The organism is Ruminococcus sp., from assembly GCF_019423705.1.
In the GTDB taxonomy this organism is placed as follows: domain Bacteria; phylum Bacillota; class Clostridia; order Oscillospirales; family Ruminococcaceae; genus Hominimerdicola.
This window is the reverse complement of record NZ_JAHZAX010000005.1, coordinates 22790-40589: the sequence shown is the minus strand read 5'-3', so window position 1 is coordinate 40589 and position 17800 is coordinate 22790. Positions and strand designations below refer to the sequence as shown.

Sequence of the window (17800 nt, the reverse complement as noted above, 5' to 3'; positions counted from 1 at the left end):
CTCCTTATCCGATATTGTTTGCACAGCTGTAAGCCGTGGAAAATGCTATCTGCAAATTAAATCCGCCCGTGTAAGCGTCAACGTCAAGGACCTCGCCGATGAAATAAAGCCCCTTGCAAAGCTTCGATTCCATTGTTTTCGGGCTTATCTCCGTCACGTCCACACCGCCCCGTGTGATAATGGCCTCGTCTATCGGTCGCATACATTTAACAGTAAATGTCAGCTTCTTGATAACTCCCTCAAGGCGCTCACGCTCCTCCTTGGTTATCTGATTGACCTTCTTGTCCCCCTGTATACCGCTGCGCTTTATCACAAGTGGTATTATCTTTGAAGGCAAAAGCTTATTAAGCGAATTTTGAAAATCCCTGTTAGGGAAATCATTAAAATCTCTCAGTATCCTGTTATCGAGCTGTTCAAAACTAAGCCCCGGCTTCAAGTCGATGTCCATTGCCCAGCGCTCTTTGTTAAGATCGCCCAAATGCGCCGAAGCCGACAGCACCAGCGGCCCGCTCAAACCAAAATGCGTAAACAGCATTTCGCCAAGCTCTTCAAAGACCGCCTTGCTCTCCCCCTCTTTTCTGAGAGTAAGCGTGCAGTTTTTAAGAGATAGCCCCATAGACGAAGCACATTCCTCACGCTCATAAGTCACCACTGGACAAAGCGAAGGCGTTATCGCTGTCACCTTGTGTCCAACGGACTTTGCAAGCCTGTATCCGTCCCCCGTCGAACCCGTCCGAGGATAAGACTTTCCGCCAGTTGCGATAACAACGCTTTCTCCAAAGTATTCGCCGTTCTCGCATTTAAGCCCCACAGCCCTGCCGTCCTTGACGATGATCTCTTTCACATCGTCGTCAATAAACTGCACGCCGCAGTCCTTTGCCGCCTTGACAAGCGCCTTAACGATATCCTGCGCATTGTCGCTGACAGGAAATACCCTGTTGCCACGCTCTGTTTTAAGCTCCACCCCAAGGCATTCAAAAAAGCTCATAACATCCTCTGGCGCAAATCTGCTCAGCGCAGAATACATAAACTTTCCGTTCCTAGGTATATTTTTCATCACCTGATCGGCGGAGCAGTTGTTCGTCACATTGCATCTGCCCTTGCCCGTAATGCGCAGCTTCCGTCCAAGGTCGCCGCTATGCTCGATAACTCCCACGCCCTTGCCCAGCCAGCCAAGCTGAACAGCGCAGAAAAGCCCTGCCGCACCGCCGCCGGCGATAACAACGTCAAATTCTCTCATTGAGTGTCTTCCTCGCTCTTTGCATAAACGTCATACTCTTCCCAAACCTGCTCAAGCTTCTCAAAGGTCTGCGATACCCTGTCGATATTCCTAATAGAAACCGCCACGATAAGCGCATTTATAAGGCTCAGCGGAGCCACCAGCGAATCAACGAATGAAGCCATATCGCTCCTTGCAAGCAGCAAGCTGTCCGCATATTTGGCGATAGGCGAAGTCTTTGAATCGGTGATAGCGATAACGTTGGCACCATTACTCTTTGCGTATTTCAGAGCCTTGACAGTCTGCTTTGAATATCTCGGGAACGAAATTCCTATCATAACGTCCTTGCTGTCGATACGCATGATCCTTTCAAAAAGCTCCGAAGTTGTGGTGCTTTGCACAAGCTTGACGTGTGGGAAAATAAGTCCAAGATAATAGCTTAAAAACGAAGCGATAGAAGCCGCACTTCTCGTGCCCATTATGTAAATGGTGTTGCAGGAAACTATCTTGTCCACAGCCCTGTTGAAGTCCTCCCTCGAAGTCTCCTCCAGCGTCCGCCTTATCTTGTCGATATCGAGATCAAGCACCCTTTCAAGCACATCGTCGCCGCTCATAAGATCGGAAGTGACCTCGATACGCTGAACAGCGGTGAGCTTGTTTCGCATAAGCTCCTGCAAACCCTTTTGCAGCGCAGGATATCCGTCATAACCAAGCTCTGACGCAAATCTAACAACAGTCGATTCGCTTACTCCCACAGTCTTTCCAAGCTTCTGCGCCGTCATAAACGCCGCCTTGTCATAGTGGGATAAAATGTAATTTGCGATAAGCTTGTGACCCTTTGAAAGACCCGAAAGCTTTTCGTTTATTAATGTAAATAGATCCTTTTCCATAATCTATACCTCTTCTATGCCCGAAGGCAAATATATTAAAGGCGACCACGCCTTAATTATCATATCTATCTGTACAAATATTTGTACAATATCGTCATTCCCACAGATCGTCCTGCAAAGCGTTTATCTCTTTTCTTCTCTTCTCCGTCTCTTCCTCATCGATGAAATACTTGCCGCTCCTAAGCCTTATAACAAAGCCCTCCTGCGGCCTGTCGATGTCCGCCAGCGCAATGTCAAAGCTCTCCCCCTCGTCGTCAAGACAAACGGCAAAGCCCCCCTCTATCCTGTCGATAACAAGCTTTTCTTTCATCAATTTATTTCTCCCCCTTTTCGACTGAAACGCTCAGCCCCTCGCCGTCCGATCGGAACACCACCGTGCCGTTGTCGGCGGTGATGTAAAGGTGTGAAGCATACTTTTTCAGCCGTGTGACAGTCTCCTCGTGTGGGTGACCGTATTTATTCTCTTTTGCGCAGGATATCACCGCATATCTCGGCATAACAACATTAAGAAAATCCGCACTAGATGAAGTTGAACTTCCGTGATGTCCTGCCTTCAAAACTTTCGCCGATATGTCATAACCCTGCTTCAAAATGTCCTTTTCCTCTGGGGTCTCGCAGTCACCAGTAATAAGAAAACTGTTGTCCCCGTCCGTTATCTTCACAAGTGTTGAATAATCGTTGAGATTATCATAAGTTCCGCTAGGGGTGAAAAGCTCAACCTTGCAGCTTCCAAGCTCAAATTCCATCGCCTTTGCCGGAGTGATCTTGAGCCCCTTTTTCTTTGCGCTCTTGAGCATTTTCTCATATACCGCCGTTGTCGGCGTCTGCTCTTTTGGCACTTTCGGCATAATAAACTTGTCCACATCGAATTGGTCGATGATCTCGCTCATCTCGCCGATATGGTCGGCGTGCGGGTGCGTCGCAATAAGATATTTTATCTCCGTCACGCCCTGCTTTTCAAGATACTTCTCAATAGTGTTGTTATCGTCCTTGTCGCCGCTGTCGATGAGCATAGCCTCCCCCTGGGATATCACAAGAGTGCTGTCCCCCTGCCCAACGTCAACAAAATGCACCTCCGTCTGAGCGTGCTCCGCAGGCTTGTCCTCAACGCCTGCTTTGATAAGCAAACTGTCAAAAGATATTATCCCCGTCATATCCAGCAGCCAGAAAAGCAGTATCACAAAGCCTGCTATAAGTCCAACAGCCTTTCTGAGCTGACCTACCGCCAGCCCGCCCGAGCCTTTTTTCTTTTTCTTCCTGCCTGCCATAATCCTGCCTATCTCCTAGCCTGCATTTCTTCCCATTCTTCCTTGGAAATATTTATCTTTCTCGGCTTCGAGCCTTCCTGCGGCCCGATAATGCCCATTTCTTCTATCTCGTCCATGATCCTTGCCGCCCTCGGGAAACCGAGTTTCAGCTTTCTCTGTAAAAACGCCGTTGAAGCGTTGTTTGTCTGCACGATAATGGATATCGCCTGATTAACAAGATCGTCGTCTGGATTAACTGAAACATTGTCCGCTCCGCCGCTTTCCTTGTCCTTCGGCTGCGGCGTGTTCTGCTCGACTTCGTGGATAACTTCGTCGCTGTATTCAGCGGAGTGCTCGTTCTTTAGAAAGTTGACCACCGCCCTGATCTCAGCCGTGGCCGCATATCCGCTCTGCATTCTGATAGGCTTCTTAACGCCCACAGGCTTGTAAAGCAGGTCGCCGTTTCCGAGAAGCTTCTCAGCGCCGCTCTCATCAAGGATAACTCGTGAATCCACATTGCTCGATACGCTCAGCGAAACTCTCGACGGGATATTCGACTTGATAAGACCCGTCAGCACGTCCGCTCTCGGCGACTGCGTTGCGATTATCATATGAATACCTGCCGCACGGGCAAGCTGCGCCAGCCTCAAAACTGAATCCTCGACTTCGCTTCTCGCCGCCATCATAAGGTCGGCAAACTCGTCCACCACAATAACTATCTGCGGCAGCAAGTCCATTTTCGCCCTTACCTCGTCCTGCTCTTCCTCAGGCTTGTTTCTCTCCTCGAGCACCATTTCGTTGAACTCTTGCAGATTTTTAACATTGTTTGCCTCAAAAAGCAAATAACGCTTGTTCATTTCATTAACAGCCCAGCCCAGCGCACCTGCCGCCTTCAACGGCTCAGTAACAACAGGGATAAGCAAGTGCGGTATCTTGTTGTATATCGGAAATTCGACCTTTTTCGGGTCGATAAGGATAAGCTTAACTTCATCCGGCGAAGCGTGGTAAAGTATGGACAAAATTATCGAGTTCGTAAATACAGATTTACCAGAACCGGTAGTACCTGCCACCAGCATATGTGGCATTTTCGCAATATCGCCGATAACGATGTTGCCCTCGATATCCTTGCCCACAGCAAATGTAAGCTTGCCCTTTGCGTTTCGATATTCGTCGCTGTCGATAAGCTCTCTCAGCGAAACCGTGTCACGATGATCGTTCGGCACTTCGATACCTATGCAGGCCTTGCCCGGTACAGGCGCTTCGATACGCACGCTCATCGCCGCAAGGCTCAAAGCGATATCGTCCGAAAGTCCCGTTATTTTTGATACTCGCACGCCTGCCGCAGGCTGAAGCTCGTATCTTGTAACGGACGGACCTCTATGGATACCCACTATCCTCGTCTTTGCGCCGTAAGTCTCCAGCGTCTCAACAAGCTTTGTGGACTTCTCCTGAATCTCCTGCTGAACGACCTCCGCAGCTGTTATGTTCTTTGCATATTTCAGTATATCGACAGGCGGATAAACGTACGCCGATATCTTGTTGTCTTTCTCAAAAAATGTGGTCTGCCCGTTCTTGTCAACATTCACCACCGCAGGCTTGCTCTGACTGTCCTCAGCCTTAGCCTCGCCCCTGCTGTCTCCGATAGCGTTCTCGATTATCTTCTTGAGCTCTTCGTTATCGGTGGTCTTTGCCGTCTCTTCAAGCTTCTCCTGCGTTATAAGCGGAGCCTTTACAGGGTGAACAGGCATATCGAGCTTCGCCGCATTTACGTCCTCGATAAGTTCTTCCTCGTCCTCAGTATCTCCCACAGGCACAAGCACCTCGGGTGCTGGGTCGGGCAGATCGTCGGGATAATATTTCGCAATATCTATCCTGCCGTTGCGCTTAGGTTCTTTCTTTTCCCTCGGCTCTCTCGGCGGCTGAGCGGCTCTCTCAAAGCGATCCTCATTCACCGCTTCATAGCTCTTCACAAATGGCTTTGTGATAGCTTTCAAAAGCTGAGGCAATGTGACATTTGTCAGCAGCATAATGAAAGTGAACGCCACCAGCAAAATTATTATCGCCGCACCGACACGCTTGAAAAGCGCCAGCAGCGGCCAGCCTAAAACTGCGCTTGCAAGTCCGCCCCCACGGAGATTTACGCCGTCGTTATAAAGTCCCACCAGCTTTAGCCAAATGGAGCTTCCGTCAACAGAACCCACCTGCAAAATCTGCGCCATTCCGCTGATAAGCAGCATAAGCACGCTGCCCTCGACCACCTTTGCGATGACCTTGTTGTGGTTGAAATCAGAAGCGATCATAAGCGCAACATAAATTATCATCGGCGCAAAAAGAAACACCGATATGCCGAACATTCCTCTGTTGAAATTGTGCAGCCAGCGCCAAAGGCCGTCACCCTGCACGAAGGTTATAAGCAGCTCAAGTATGCCGAAAAAGAACAGTATGTACGACCAAAAGCGCCTGTTTTCTTTCTCCTTGACAGCCTTCATCGAACCCGACTGCACAGGCTTGCTCTGCTGCTTTGTATTCTGTTTTGCGGCAGGCTTTGAAGCCGTTTTCTTTTTCGGTGCGCTTTGGCTCTGCGTTTTTTTCGTGAAGTTCTGTGCAGACTTTGCACCGTTTTTCTTGGCTGCCATTTGTATTTTATCAGTCCTTTCGGATATCTTGTTTTTTATTTTTGTATTCTTGCAATGAGTGGGACGTCGAGGACGCAAATTGTTGTGAGCCTTGTCGAACAACAATTTTCGCCCCTACTATTTTATGATAAAATTTCGCCATTTTAACGAATAATGTCAAAAATCCTCGTTTTTGAATATACCTCAATAACCCACAAAAAAGCCTGAAAAGAGATTTTCAAGCTTTTTCATAAAAATGGATATAAGCAGCACCGCACATATATCACAAATATCGGCGGAGCTGCCTTTTTATTCAATATTTATATTTTGTCTGCAAAATTACTTTTTACTTTGTGAATGTGATAGGATGGCCGAGATACATCTCGATGAACGAAATTATCAGCACGATTATACCCAGCACAAAAGTATAGTAAGCGAACACCTTGAACTTGTCTGTCTTTACCAGCCAGTTTACAAGCTTGATAGCTGCAAGTCCGACGATAGCTGAAACGACCATTCCCACAAGACAAGCGCCTACTTGGATATCAGTACCAGTCGAAACAGCGTCCTTTACTTGGCTGAGGCAGCTGAGAAGTATAACAGGTATTCCCAAAATGAAGGAATACTTTACAGCAGTCTCTCTTGTCATTCCCGAGAAAAGACCTGCGCAGATAGTCGAGCCGGATCTTGAAACGCCCGGCAAAAGGGCAACGCCTTGGAAAAGTCCAACTGTAACAGCGTCCTTGCCTGTGATGTTTGCAGGAGTCTTTTTGCCCTTTGTGCAGCGGTCTGACATATAAAGGATAGCCGCAGTATAAAGGAAACAAAGTCCCTCGGCGAAAATGCTTGAGTCCTCTGCAATGCCCTCGAACCAGCTCTTGAACGGCAGGAACGGCACAAGGCAGAAGCAGGAAATTATCATCATCACGATCATTCTGCGGTCGGGATTCATATTTTTAAGTGTGAACTTGCCTGTGAAAATATCCTTTATCATCACAAACAGCTCTTTTATCATAGACCATATGGTCTGTCGAAAAGCCACGAAAACCGCCACCAGCGTGCCTAAATGGAGCACCGCCGTGAAAAACAGCGCACCCTCGCCGCTGTTGCCTGTAAAGTGCTGATAAAGGGAAAGATGTCCCGAGCTTGAAACAGGAAGAAATTCCGTCAAGCCCTGAATTATTGCCTGAAAAATTGCATTGATGATACTCATTGCTGTCCTCCAAATCGTCCGTCAGAGATAAAATCCGTCTCTGCTGAGATAGCAGCGTGGGTCGGTCTCTATCATATCCTCCCCGCTGTAATTTTCTTCATCTTCGATGTTTATGTCATTTCTGAAAACGTCATACGGGTCAAGAATTGTCTGAAACATTCTCAGCACGCTCCTTTTCAGAACTGTTTTCTATCATATCATAAAGGCACTCTATCGCCTCGGAAAGCCCTCCCAGCTGGTCGATAAGCCCTTCTTTTACTGCCTGTTCGCCGTCGATAACTGAACCCACGTCCATAACAAGCTCGCCCGTTGCCATCATAAGCTCACGAAAACGCTCCGCTTTAATGGCTGAATTATCGCACACGAACCGCACGATACGCTCCTGCATTTTGTCAAAATAAGACAGCGTTTGCGGAACGCCCAGCACAAGTCCGTTCATTCTAACAGGGTGAATGGTCATAGTCGCACTCGGCACGATGAACGAACGCTTTGCGCAGACTGCCAGCGGCACACCGATAGAATGACCTCCGCCCACCACCATCGAAACGGTAGGCGTTTTCATACTTGCGATAAGCTCTGCGATAGCAAGGCCTGCTTCAACATCGCCGCCGACAGTATTTAGGATTATCACAAGCCCCTCGATACTGCGGTCCTGCTCGATCGCCACAAGTGCGGGTATGATATGCTCATACTTTGTGGTCTTGTTTTGCGCCGGCAGGATATAATGCCCTTCCACCTGTCCGATTATATTAAGGCAATGAATGACGTGCTTTGCATTTGGCAGCCGAACATCGCCCATTTCCTTTATCTCATCAGACTGGGCTTTAAACTCATTCTCCCCGTCCTTTAAATTCTCCTGCTGTTCTTCCATAATGCCACCTCCAAAAATATAAGGCAACACCGAAACGTCTCGCCTTAACAGATAGCATTAGCATTTGCAGCCTTTATGAAATTATGCAGGAAAACCGCCGTTTATTTCGCCGCAAAAACGAACCTTATTAATGATAGCACAATTAACTCATATTGTCAACAAGAAAAAAAGCCCCTTGAAAGGAGAAAATGCAGGAGATCCGTACATTCCTGCATTTTGTTTACAAACATTTTACTTGTCATTGCAAGACTGATACAAATAAGATCATTTTTTCGATTGATATTCGCCGCTGAGAACATCGTCAGTCCACAATATCAGATCGGCGAAATCTTCCTTATCGAGATAAGAGAAATATTTATTCACCTGTTGGGTATCATCTGACTGAGTTTCCGTCAGGCAATAGCCGTCTGAGGATATGGTTATATCAGTTTGCGACTTATCTTTCAGTCCGAAAGTTATTTGGATAAAATCAAGTCCCGGGTCTTTTGAGGGCGCTGTGCGATATGATGAATAGCCGAAGCTGTCGATCATTTTTTCAAGCTCTGCATAATCGTCATAATTCATTATGTAACACTCGCCGTAAGTTCCATCCACCTTGATCTTCACGAGGGCATAAGCCGCCTCATAAATGGTATAATTGTAAAAATCATCAAAGCAGGCGTAATATACAGCCGAACCTCTTTTCAGCACATAATAGCCCTTGAAAGCCTTTGATGTGGCGATATCCGACATTGAAACGTCCTTGATATTATGCCAGTTGCCGTCGCCCTTTGCGTCAACGACTGCCGAACCGTCGGGCAGGATAAGCTGTTGATATGTATTGCCCTCTTCGTCGATATCCGACATAAAAACGTCCAGCTTATCGGTGGAGAACTTTTCGTGCTCAGTCTTTTCGATCTTGCCGTCATCGGAATAGGAATAATACTGCATTGGAGCGTTTCTTTCCTTATCATAAGAAAGCTGCAAAAGCCCCTTTGTCACCACGGTTATTTCGGTATACTCATCGGCTTCGATAAGCACATCGCCGTTTTTATCAAGCAGGCCGACAAACTTTCCCGAACGGAATGTATAGAACATATCCACAAGCTGCGATTCGCAGGTATAGTCCTCAAAGGGCTGTTCGTCAACGTCTTTTGTATACTGTGCAGGGTCAAAGCTTTGATACAGCGGCACGGAAAGCTCATCGAGGGTCTTGATACCCCCTAAAAACTCGGGGAAAGAATAGCTTGCCACCTTTGTATTAGTTGGGGCGGCGTTGCTGCTGTTTTTTATCTGAGAGACAGCTGATGACTGCGCTGTGGCGCTGTCCTTTTCGCAGGCAGTTGCCGAAAGCGCTATCAGAAATGCAGCCGTCACAGCCACGACCTTTTTTATCCTTTTCATAGCTTTTGTCTCCGTTCTTTGCGTTTTTATTTCGTTTTGTTAGAATTTAAATCAAATATTTATACTATTATAATACAAATCAATCAATTATGCAACACCCTTTTGCGATTTTTATAACAAATATTGTGATACGCTATGCGTTTGGCGATTTATCGCAATTGACAGTCTGTCAAAATAAAGCGACAAACCACGTGCGCACGCTGTGCGCCCCTACTGGTCAATATTCAATTTTCAAGTTGCTGGGCGGAGATTACGTCGTAAAGCTGCGCTTTAAAATTGTGCGCACACGCAGGTTTATGATTTCGTCTCAACATTTGGGTGCAAGTCCTTAGATGCGCCGGACAAAACCTCCCTTCGGGTTTCCTAAGACCTCAGTCCAACAAGTTTCCCTCGCCACTCTACAAATGTCTTTCTACTTATCCCGAAAAATTGGTGATAAGTTGCATTAAAAATGCAACAATTGCAGGGATGTTATCAAATTAAATTATAAATCATTTGTTTGCACAAATTGGCGCTATCGAAATTGGTGATAATGCACAACAGATGGTAGGGGGGAAAATTGTGGTTCGACTACGCTCACAACAATTTATCGTTCGCCCGTTAGTAACGCACGATGTAAAAGTATGCAAATTTGATTTGTCGCCCCCCTTTAAAATATGAGTAAATTGTTAAATGTTTAAAAGGGTGTTTACACGGAAATAGTTTTGTGCTATAATATCCTAGTGGCAGTATTGCTTCCTGTTTTTTCAGAGCGTTACATATTTCTTGCTGCCAATTATTTTGCTGTTTTATGGCAAGGAGGAAAAAATTAATGGTTAGAGCGATTGTTGGTGCAAACTGGGGCGATGAAGGTAAGGGTAAGCTTACTGATATGTTGGCTGAGAAATCAGATATCGTTGTAAGATTCCAGGGCGGCGCTAATGCTGGTCATACTATTGTAAATCACTATGGTAAGTTCGCTTTGCATACTCTTCCGTCAGGCGTTTTCTATGACCATACAACTAATATTATCGGTAACGGTGTTGCACTTAATATACCTGTATTCTTCAACGAACTGAAAAAGGTAACTTCTGAGGGCGTTCCTATGCCTAAGATACTTATTTCTGACAGAGCTCAGATGGTTATGCCTTATCACGTTCTTTTCGATCAGTACGAAGAGGAAAGACTTGGAAAGGCTAGTTTCGGTTCAACTAAGTCGGGTATTGCTCCTTTCTATTCTGATAAATACGCTAAGATCGGCTTCCAGGTGCAGGAGTTGTTTGACGAGGAAAACCTCAAGGTGAAGATCAAGAGAGTTCTCGAGACTAAGAACATTCTTCTCGAGCACCTTTATCACAAGCCTGCTATCGACGCTGACGAGCTTTTCAATACGCTTATGGAATACAAGGAAATGGTAGCACCTTATGTTTGCGATGTTTCCGCTTATCTTTGGAACGCTATCAAGGAAGGCAAGAACGTTCTTCTCGAAGGTCAGCTCGGTTCTCTTAAAGACCCTGACCACGGCATTTATCCAATGGTAACTTCTTCTTCAACTCTGGCAGCCTACGGCGCTATCGGCGCAGGTATCCCACCATATGAGATCAAGACTATCGTTACTGTTGTAAAGGCTTATTCTTCCGCAGTTGGCGCAGGTGCATTCGTTTCCGAGATATTCGGTGACGAGGCTGACGAGCTGAGAAAGAGAGGCGGCGACGGCGGTGAGTTCGGCGCAACAACAGGCAGACCAAGAAGAATGGGCTGGTTCGACTGCGTTGCAACTAAGTACGGCTGCCGTATCCAGGGCACAACTGACGTTGCGTTTACAGTTGTTGACGTACTGGGATATCTTGACAAGATACCTGTATGTGTTGGCTATGAGATCGACGGCGAAGTTACGACTGACTTCCCTACAACTCAGAAGCTCGAAAGGGCAAAGCCTGTACTCAAGGTACTTGACGGCTGGAAGACTGATATCAGAGGTATCAAGAATTACGAAGATCTTCCTGAGAACTGCAAGAAGTACATCGACTTCGTTGAGCAGCAGATCGGCTTCCCTATCACAATGGTTTCAAACGGACCAAAGAGAGAGGATATCATTTACAGAGAAAGCCCTCTCAACAAGTAATTTTATACGAAATTTTAAGGCTGTCTGCTTTGTGCGGACAGCCTTTTTTTGTGTGTTTATTTTATCATTTCTAACAGATCTTTTGGCGAGTAAACGGCTTCGGCGCCGTCTTTCAGCAAGGCGCATTGGCCTGCGTATTTGTCGGAAAAGATATCGTGGGGCGGAATTACGAAAACGTCTCTGCCCTGTTCAAGGGCGTGGTTGACTGTATTGAGGGTGCCGCTTTTTATGCCGGCTTCCACCACGAGGACGGCTTTTGACAGGGCGGCGACGATACGATTGCGGACTTTGAAATTTTCTGGGAGAGGTTTCGCTTGTGGGAAAAATTCTGAGACGACTGCTCCATTGGCGGCTATCTGCCGCTTGAAATCCATTGTGTTGCGGGGATAATCGTACTCGATACCGCTGCCTAGGACAGCGATAGTTCTGCCCCCTGCATCTAATGCGCCGTGGTGGGAGATACTGTCAACGCCAATTGCGAAACCGCTTATTATTGTGAAGCCCTCACTTGTGAAATATGACGAAAATTCTCTTGCTATGGCGGAGGAATAGTCGCTTGGGGTGCGTGTGCCGATCATCGAGAGGGTGTTGTCTGCGCTTAGGCTTGTGACATCGCCGATGACGAAAAGCACGGCTGGGGGACAGTTTATCTGTCGCAAGCGTTCGGGGTAAAGATCGTCGTCATAGGTTAAGATATGTATATTTTTCCTGCGGCAATGGTCGGCGACTGCGCAGGCTTGGGCAAATGAGCTGTACGCTGCACGCTCGGCTTCTGCTTGGTTGACAAAGCCGCAGCGCTTATTTGCGAGATCGTCGCAGAAAGTTTCTAGGCTGTCGTATTTTTCGAGAAGCTCCCACATTCTCGGGTTTGCATAGCCAAAGGCCATTGTGAGCCACAGCCAAAGCTTTTTTCTGTCGGTAAAGTCAAGTTTCATTTTTTGATATTCCCCCTTGTGCGTGATTTTTATAGCGGTCAAGTTCTTTTAGTCTTATTGTATCATATTCTTTTGTTAAAAACAACAAAAATTTATAGTAATATAGTAAAAAGCGCCGATTTTGGTTGCAATGCTTTTAGGCATATGTTATAATAATATTGAAAATTTGAACTTGAAAGGGTGCGCTTAAATGATAAACAAACTTGATCTCAGCGGAGAATGGAAGCTCTGCCTTGACAAAGACTGCAAGGGCGAAGGGCTTGTATTCGACGATGTTATAAACTTGCCAAACACCACTTCCAACGCCAAAAAAGGCGAATACAACGATGAAAGAGAGACGGGCTTCCTCACAGACACATATAAATTTGAGGGCTTTGCTTGGTTCAGAAAAGACGTTGATTTCTCGGCGGTGGAATGTGAAAATCTGAAACTCTTCCTTGAGCGGACGAGGATAACGGAACTTTACATTGATGGTGGTAAGATCGGCAGACGTGAAAGCCTTTGCACGCCGCACATTTATGACTTGACAAAGTATATCGGCAGCGGTGTTCACCAGGTGACTATTTGTGTTTCAAATGTTGGTTACAAGACCAAGGGCGGTCATTTGACCTCGCCCGACACACAAACCAACTGGAACGGAATTACAGGACGCATTGAGCTTATCGGATACAAAAAGGCTTATGCGGAAAATGTTATGCTTTGGTGCGATATCGCCGCAAAGACTGTTAGGGTCACGGCGGATATCGTGAACGGCGGCGACGGCGTGGCTGTTATAAGCGCTGCGAGTTTCAACAGCGAGAAAAGTCACTCACCTGCTGAGCAGAGATTTGAATATACGGGCGGCAAGCTTGAAGCGGTTTACCAAATGGGCAAGGACTGCCTGCTTTGGAGCGAGCATAATCCTGCCCTTTACAAGCTGAAGATCGACATTGACGGAGATATCAGCGAGCACATCATCGGTATGAGAGAATTCAAGACCGATGGCGGAAAATTCACCATAAACGGTGAAAAGACTTTCCTCAGAGGAAAGCACGACGGAATGATCTTCCCGAAAACTGCTTTTGCGCCGACAGATGTTGAGGAATGGCTGCGTGTGATGAAGATATCAAAGTCATACGGAATGAACCATTACCGCTATCACACCTGCTGTCCGCCCGAGGCTGCGTTTATTGCGGCGGATATGCTGGGAATTTATATGGAGCCGCAGCTTCCGTTTTGGGGCACGATCACCGAAGAGGGCGAGGAGAACCACAACCAAGAAGAGCAGGATTTTCTCGTTGAAGAGGGCTTCAATATGCTGAAAGCTTTCGGCAACCACCCTTCGTACTGTATGATGTCGATGGGCAATGAACTTTGGGGTTCAAAGAAGATACTCAATGATATTATCGGCGGTTACAAGGCTTTTGACAACAGACACCTTTACACGCAGGGTTCAAATAATTTCCAATGGTTCCCGAACGTTATCGAAAACGACGATTTCTTTGTTGGAGTGCGACTTGCTAACGACAGGCTCATAAGAGGTTCTTATGCGATGTGTGACGCTCCGCTGGGACATATTCAGACGGACAAGCCTAGTGCTGACCACGATTATGACAACATTATAAGGCCGAAAAAGCAGGCAAGCGCAACGGAAGTTTCTGAGGACGGAACTGTTCAGATACAGTACGGCACGACGATGAAAACAGTCAAGGCGAGCGAGGCGGACGCTGACTTCATTCCAGAAGTGCCGATCGTTACACACGAGATAGGACAGTATGAGACTTACCCGAATTTCAAGGAGATCGAGAAGTACACGGGTTCGCTGAAAGCACGCAATTTCGAGATTTTCAGAGAGAGACTTGAAGGAAAGGGGCTTGGCGGACTGGCGGAAGATTATTTTGACTGTTCGGGCAAGCTGGCGGTACAATGCTATAAAGAGGAAATGGAAGCGGTGTTCAGATCACGTTTGCTTGGCGGTTTCCAGATACTTGACATACAGGATTTCAGCGGACAAGGCACGGCGCTGGTAGGCGTTTTGGACGCATTTATGGACAGCAAGGGGCTTATTTCCGACAGCGAATGGAGAGAGTTCTGCAATGACGCTGTGCTTATGGCGAGATTTGACAGCTATGTGCTGGAAGCTGAGGGCGAATTCAAGGCGCACATCGAGCTTTGCGATTACAGGCCGGGGCTGACTGACGGCAAGGTGAAGTGGGCATTTGACTGCGGCGGTGTTATTGCAAAGGGCGAGAGCGGATTTGACACCAAGGGCGGAAATTACGCTGACATTTGCGATATTGAGGTGAAGCTGCCAAAAGTTCAGCGCAACACAAAGGCTGTGCTCAGCATTGAGATAGAGGGCACGGACGTGAGAAATCACTACGAGCTTTGGGTGATACCGACAGTTGAGAAGGTCGATCTTGAGGGTGCGTATATTTTCGACGAGGTGAACGGCGAGGCGCAGAAGCTTCTCGGCGAGGGCAATACTGTGCTTATCGTGCCGCAGCTTGACAAGCTGGAGAACTCTATCGAGGGTTTTTACTGTCAGGACTTCTGGTGCTATCATATGTTCAGCCTTATTTCACATATGATGAACAAGCCTGACCCTGTGGGAACTATGGGTCTTGTTATCGACAAGGAACACCCTGCGCTCAAGGGCTTTGCAAGCGAGAAATACTCCACGCCGCAATGGTGGGAGATCGTTCAGAACTCAAGGGCTGTGATACTTGACGACTTTGAGGGTGAGAAGAACGTTATCGTTAGGACTATCGACAACTTTGACCGAAACCACGATCTTTCGCTGCTTTATGAATACGAAAAGGACGGCGGAAAGGTTGTTGTTTGCGCTTGCGACTTTGACAAGCTTGTGCAGTCGGCTGAGGGTCGTGCGTTTATAAAGTCTGTTATGGACTATGTAAAAAACTGATAATTTAATGACAGCAAAGGCTGTGCTGAGAGATCGGCGCAGCCTTTGTTTTTTGGGTGAAAAATATTTGTGCTTGTTGCATAAATCGGTTTATTGCTATTTGGCTGTTGTAACAAAAGTACACATAAATGGACGTGATTCTGTTCACATACGGGGGAAAATGTGTTATAATCTAGGTGTATGTTATACAGGAAGGTGATACGATATGCCAAAGGTAAAGCGTTACAAATATAAAAATATTGCGGCAGCTTTAGCGATATTGCTTATAACTATTCTTGCGATATCAACAGCTTGCAGCTCGGACGGCGGCGCAAAGACTGTCAAGAAAGTTGACAGCTCTTCAAGCTCATCGTCGGTATCAAAGGCTGAGAGCAGTTCATCAGCTGCGCCAAAGCTTACGGGAAATTACAAATACGAGACTGTCAAAAACAAGGAAGCAATGGTCAACGGCGACCTTGTGCTTGTGAACTCTGCACACTCGTTCACGGGAACGGCTGAGGACACGGACACGGTCTATTCTTATCTGTTTGACAAGAACGGCAGTCAGATAATGTCAACGAGCAGCACGGAGCTTGCGGCCTGCAAAAAGACTTTTGAGGCATTCAACAAGATGGGCTGCGATTTTTACAGCGAAAAGAAGCTTTCGACCCTTATGATATCCACCGCTATGCCGACGGCTTCGGACGACAGCGAGGGCGGCGACGATCAGCAGGACACGGTTTGCTATGAGCACGACACGGGACTTGCATTCGATCTGCACCTTTATGAATCGAGCACGGGAACATTTTCGTCATTCACGGGGGAGGGCGATTACAGCTGGATAACGGACAACTGCTGGAAATACGGCCTTGTGCTGAGATATCCTGCGGACAAGAGCGATATCACGGGAGTGGCTTCCCTGCCATATCATTTCAGATATGTTGGTATCCCACACGCTGAGATAATGACGGCAAATCAGCTCACGCTGGAGGAATACATTGATTTTGTCAAAGATTACACCTTTGAGAAGCCTTTGAGCTTCACGGCATTTGACGACACGGTATACTCGGTTTACTTCGTTGAGGCTGACAAGGGCAGCACGACAAATGTGCCGATACCTTTGACGAGTGGTGATATCGAGAGGCCTTATACCATTTCGGGCAACAATGTTGACGGATATATCGTTTGCGTGAATATGTCTGACGAGGCTGCAAACAGCGCTTCGACAGACGAGAGCGTGGCGACTGAATAATTTGTAAATACAGACAACACCGCAGGGCTGGGCTTTGGGTGTTGCCTTATTAGAGCCATTTTGCTTCGCATAGTGATGCTCTGCACAATGGCTCAACAATAGAAAATCGGAGGAAAGAAAAATGATCAAAGAGACTATCGAGATAAAGGTCGATTACGAAAAGGCTGGGCTTTCGGGCGAGGGCTGTGCGCCTGTGCTGGACTGTTATTACAACACGGTCACGGAGGAAATGGGCAGGAGGAAGCACAAGGCTGTTATCGTTTGCCCCGGCGGCGGTTACGACTGGTGCTCTGAGCGTGAGGCTGAGCCTATCGCATTCAGATTTTTGGGCGCAGGCATTTGCGCATTTGTGCTGAGATATTCCTGCTGCAAGAAAAAGTTCCCGACGGACGCACTTGAATGTGCTTGGGCGGTGAAATACGTTAGAGACAATGCGGAGAAGTTTGACATTGACCCTGACAAGATAATAGTTTGCGGTTTCTCGGCAGGGGGACATCTTGCGGCGACTATGGCGAACTTCTGGAGCAGCGAGCTGCTTACAAAGCCACTTGGCTGCACGGCTGAGGACATCAAGGTGAACGGTTCTATACTTGGATATCCTGTTATCACTTCCGACCCTGAGTACACTCACGAAGGTTCTATACTCAATCTTATCGGCGAGGAGCAATCGGCGGAGCTGAGAGAACTTGTGTCACTTGAGAAGAGAGTTTCGGAGAACACGCCGCCAACATTTATTTGGCATTGCGCTGATGACGGATGCGTTAGAGTTGAGAACACTCTTTGGTATATGTGCAGTCTTTCAAAGTATCACATTCCATTTGAGAGCCACATTTACGAATACGGCGGACACGGTCTTGCGCTTTGTGACGAGACCACGGCGACTTGGGACGGTCACAATCAGCCTGTTGCGGCACATTGGGCGCAGGCGGCTATCGACTGGGTAAAGAGACTTTGATATGATATTTTGCGGACAGGCTTGACGGCTTGTCCGTTTTTTGTACAGTTAAATCAATGACTTGTGAATAAAAAAGCAAACGTGGAAAACAAATGGGACGTCGAGGACGCCGTCCCCTACAATTTCATAACACAATATTCATAGGCAGGGGCGCAAATTGTTGTTCGACAAAGCTCTCAACAATTTACGTTCGCCCGTTAGATCACAACGTTTTGAATGGTATTGCACGGTC

14 protein-coding genes are annotated in these 17800 nt (G+C 47.1%); 4 read left to right on the top strand and 10 right to left on the bottom strand.

Annotated elements, in window-relative coordinates:
* Nucleotides 1-4 precede the first annotated feature (4 nt).
* The 9 genes from QZ371_RS05315 to QZ371_RS05275 form a co-directional block, all read right to left on the bottom strand.
* A complete protein-coding gene (locus QZ371_RS05315; RefSeq protein WP_295210396.1) occupies nt 5-1240 on the bottom strand; it encodes an NAD(P)/FAD-dependent oxidoreductase in 1236 nt (411 codons plus the stop codon).
* Nucleotides 1237-2109 (bottom strand): MurR/RpiR family transcriptional regulator, encoded by an 873-nt coding sequence (locus QZ371_RS05310; RefSeq protein ID WP_295210394.1) that lies wholly within the window; start codon nt 2107-2109, stop codon nt 1237-1239. The genes QZ371_RS05315 and QZ371_RS05310 overlap by 4 nt, the downstream gene beginning before the upstream one ends.
* A gap of 94 nt (nt 2110-2203) precedes the next feature.
* Nucleotides 2204-2419, bottom strand: coding sequence for a DUF3006 domain-containing protein (locus QZ371_RS05305; protein WP_295210392.1), 216 nt, complete (start codon nt 2417-2419; stop codon nt 2204-2206).
* A 4-nt stretch (nt 2420-2423) separates the two neighbouring features.
* Nucleotides 2424-3377, bottom strand: a complete 954-nt coding sequence (locus tag QZ371_RS05300; protein ID WP_295210390.1) for a ComEC/Rec2 family competence protein — start codon at nt 3375-3377, stop codon at nt 2424-2426.
* An 8-nt stretch (nt 3378-3385) separates the two neighbouring features.
* The gene (locus QZ371_RS05295; RefSeq protein ID WP_295210389.1) at nt 3386-5992 is read right to left on the bottom strand and encodes a DNA translocase FtsK; all 2607 of its coding nucleotides are present in this window, start codon (nt 5990-5992) and stop codon (nt 3386-3388) included.
* 325 nt (nt 5993-6317) lie between these two features.
* The gene (locus tag QZ371_RS05290; protein WP_295210388.1) at nt 6318-7184 is read right to left on the bottom strand and encodes an undecaprenyl-diphosphate phosphatase; all 867 of its coding nucleotides are present in this window, start codon (nt 7182-7184) and stop codon (nt 6318-6320) included.
* A gap of 21 nt (nt 7185-7205) precedes the next feature.
* Nucleotides 7206-7343, bottom strand: coding sequence for a hypothetical protein (locus QZ371_RS05285; RefSeq protein ID WP_295210386.1), 138 nt, complete (start codon nt 7341-7343; stop codon nt 7206-7208).
* Nucleotides 7324-7983, bottom strand: coding sequence for an ATP-dependent Clp protease proteolytic subunit (locus QZ371_RS05280; protein ID WP_295210673.1), 660 nt, complete (start codon nt 7981-7983; stop codon nt 7324-7326). Before QZ371_RS05280 ends, QZ371_RS05285 begins: the two co-directional genes overlap by 20 nt.
* 336 nt (nt 7984-8319) lie before the next feature.
* Complete coding sequence (locus QZ371_RS05275; RefSeq protein ID WP_295210384.1) at nt 8320-9438, bottom strand: hypothetical protein; 1119 nt, start codon at nt 9436-9438, stop codon at nt 8320-8322.
* Nucleotides 9439-10249: 811 nt separating this feature from the next.
* Between QZ371_RS05275 and QZ371_RS05270 the strand changes: the two genes are divergently transcribed.
* On the top strand, nt 10250-11542 hold the full coding sequence (locus QZ371_RS05270; RefSeq protein ID WP_295210382.1) for an adenylosuccinate synthase: 1293 nt from the start codon (nt 10250-10252) through the stop codon (nt 11540-11542).
* Nucleotides 11543-11598: 56 nt separating this feature from the next.
* On the opposite strand, the gene dprA is transcribed toward QZ371_RS05270, so the two are convergent.
* Nucleotides 11599-12477: a DNA-processing protein DprA gene (gene dprA, locus QZ371_RS05265; protein WP_295210380.1), complete on the bottom strand. Its 879-nt coding sequence runs from the start codon at nt 12475-12477 to the stop codon at nt 11599-11601.
* Nucleotides 12478-12667: 190 nt separating this feature from the next.
* Here dprA and QZ371_RS05260 point away from each other — a divergent pair, with 190 nt between their 5' ends.
* The 3 genes from QZ371_RS05260 to QZ371_RS05250 all read left to right on the top strand — a co-directional run bounded on the left by QZ371_RS05260 (nt 12668) and on the right by QZ371_RS05250 (nt 17568).
* On the top strand, nt 12668-15382 hold the full coding sequence (locus tag QZ371_RS05260; RefSeq protein ID WP_295210378.1) for a beta-glucuronidase: 2715 nt from the start codon (nt 12668-12670) through the stop codon (nt 15380-15382).
* A 205-nt stretch (nt 15383-15587) separates the two neighbouring features.
* Nucleotides 15588-16613, top strand: coding sequence for a D-alanyl-D-alanine carboxypeptidase family protein (locus QZ371_RS05255; protein WP_295210376.1), 1026 nt, complete (start codon nt 15588-15590; stop codon nt 16611-16613).
* 121 nt (nt 16614-16734) lie between these two features.
* Nucleotides 16735-17568: an alpha/beta hydrolase gene (locus QZ371_RS05250; RefSeq protein WP_295210374.1), complete on the top strand. Its 834-nt coding sequence runs from the start codon at nt 16735-16737 to the stop codon at nt 17566-17568.
* Nucleotides 17569-17800 lie beyond the last annotated feature (232 nt).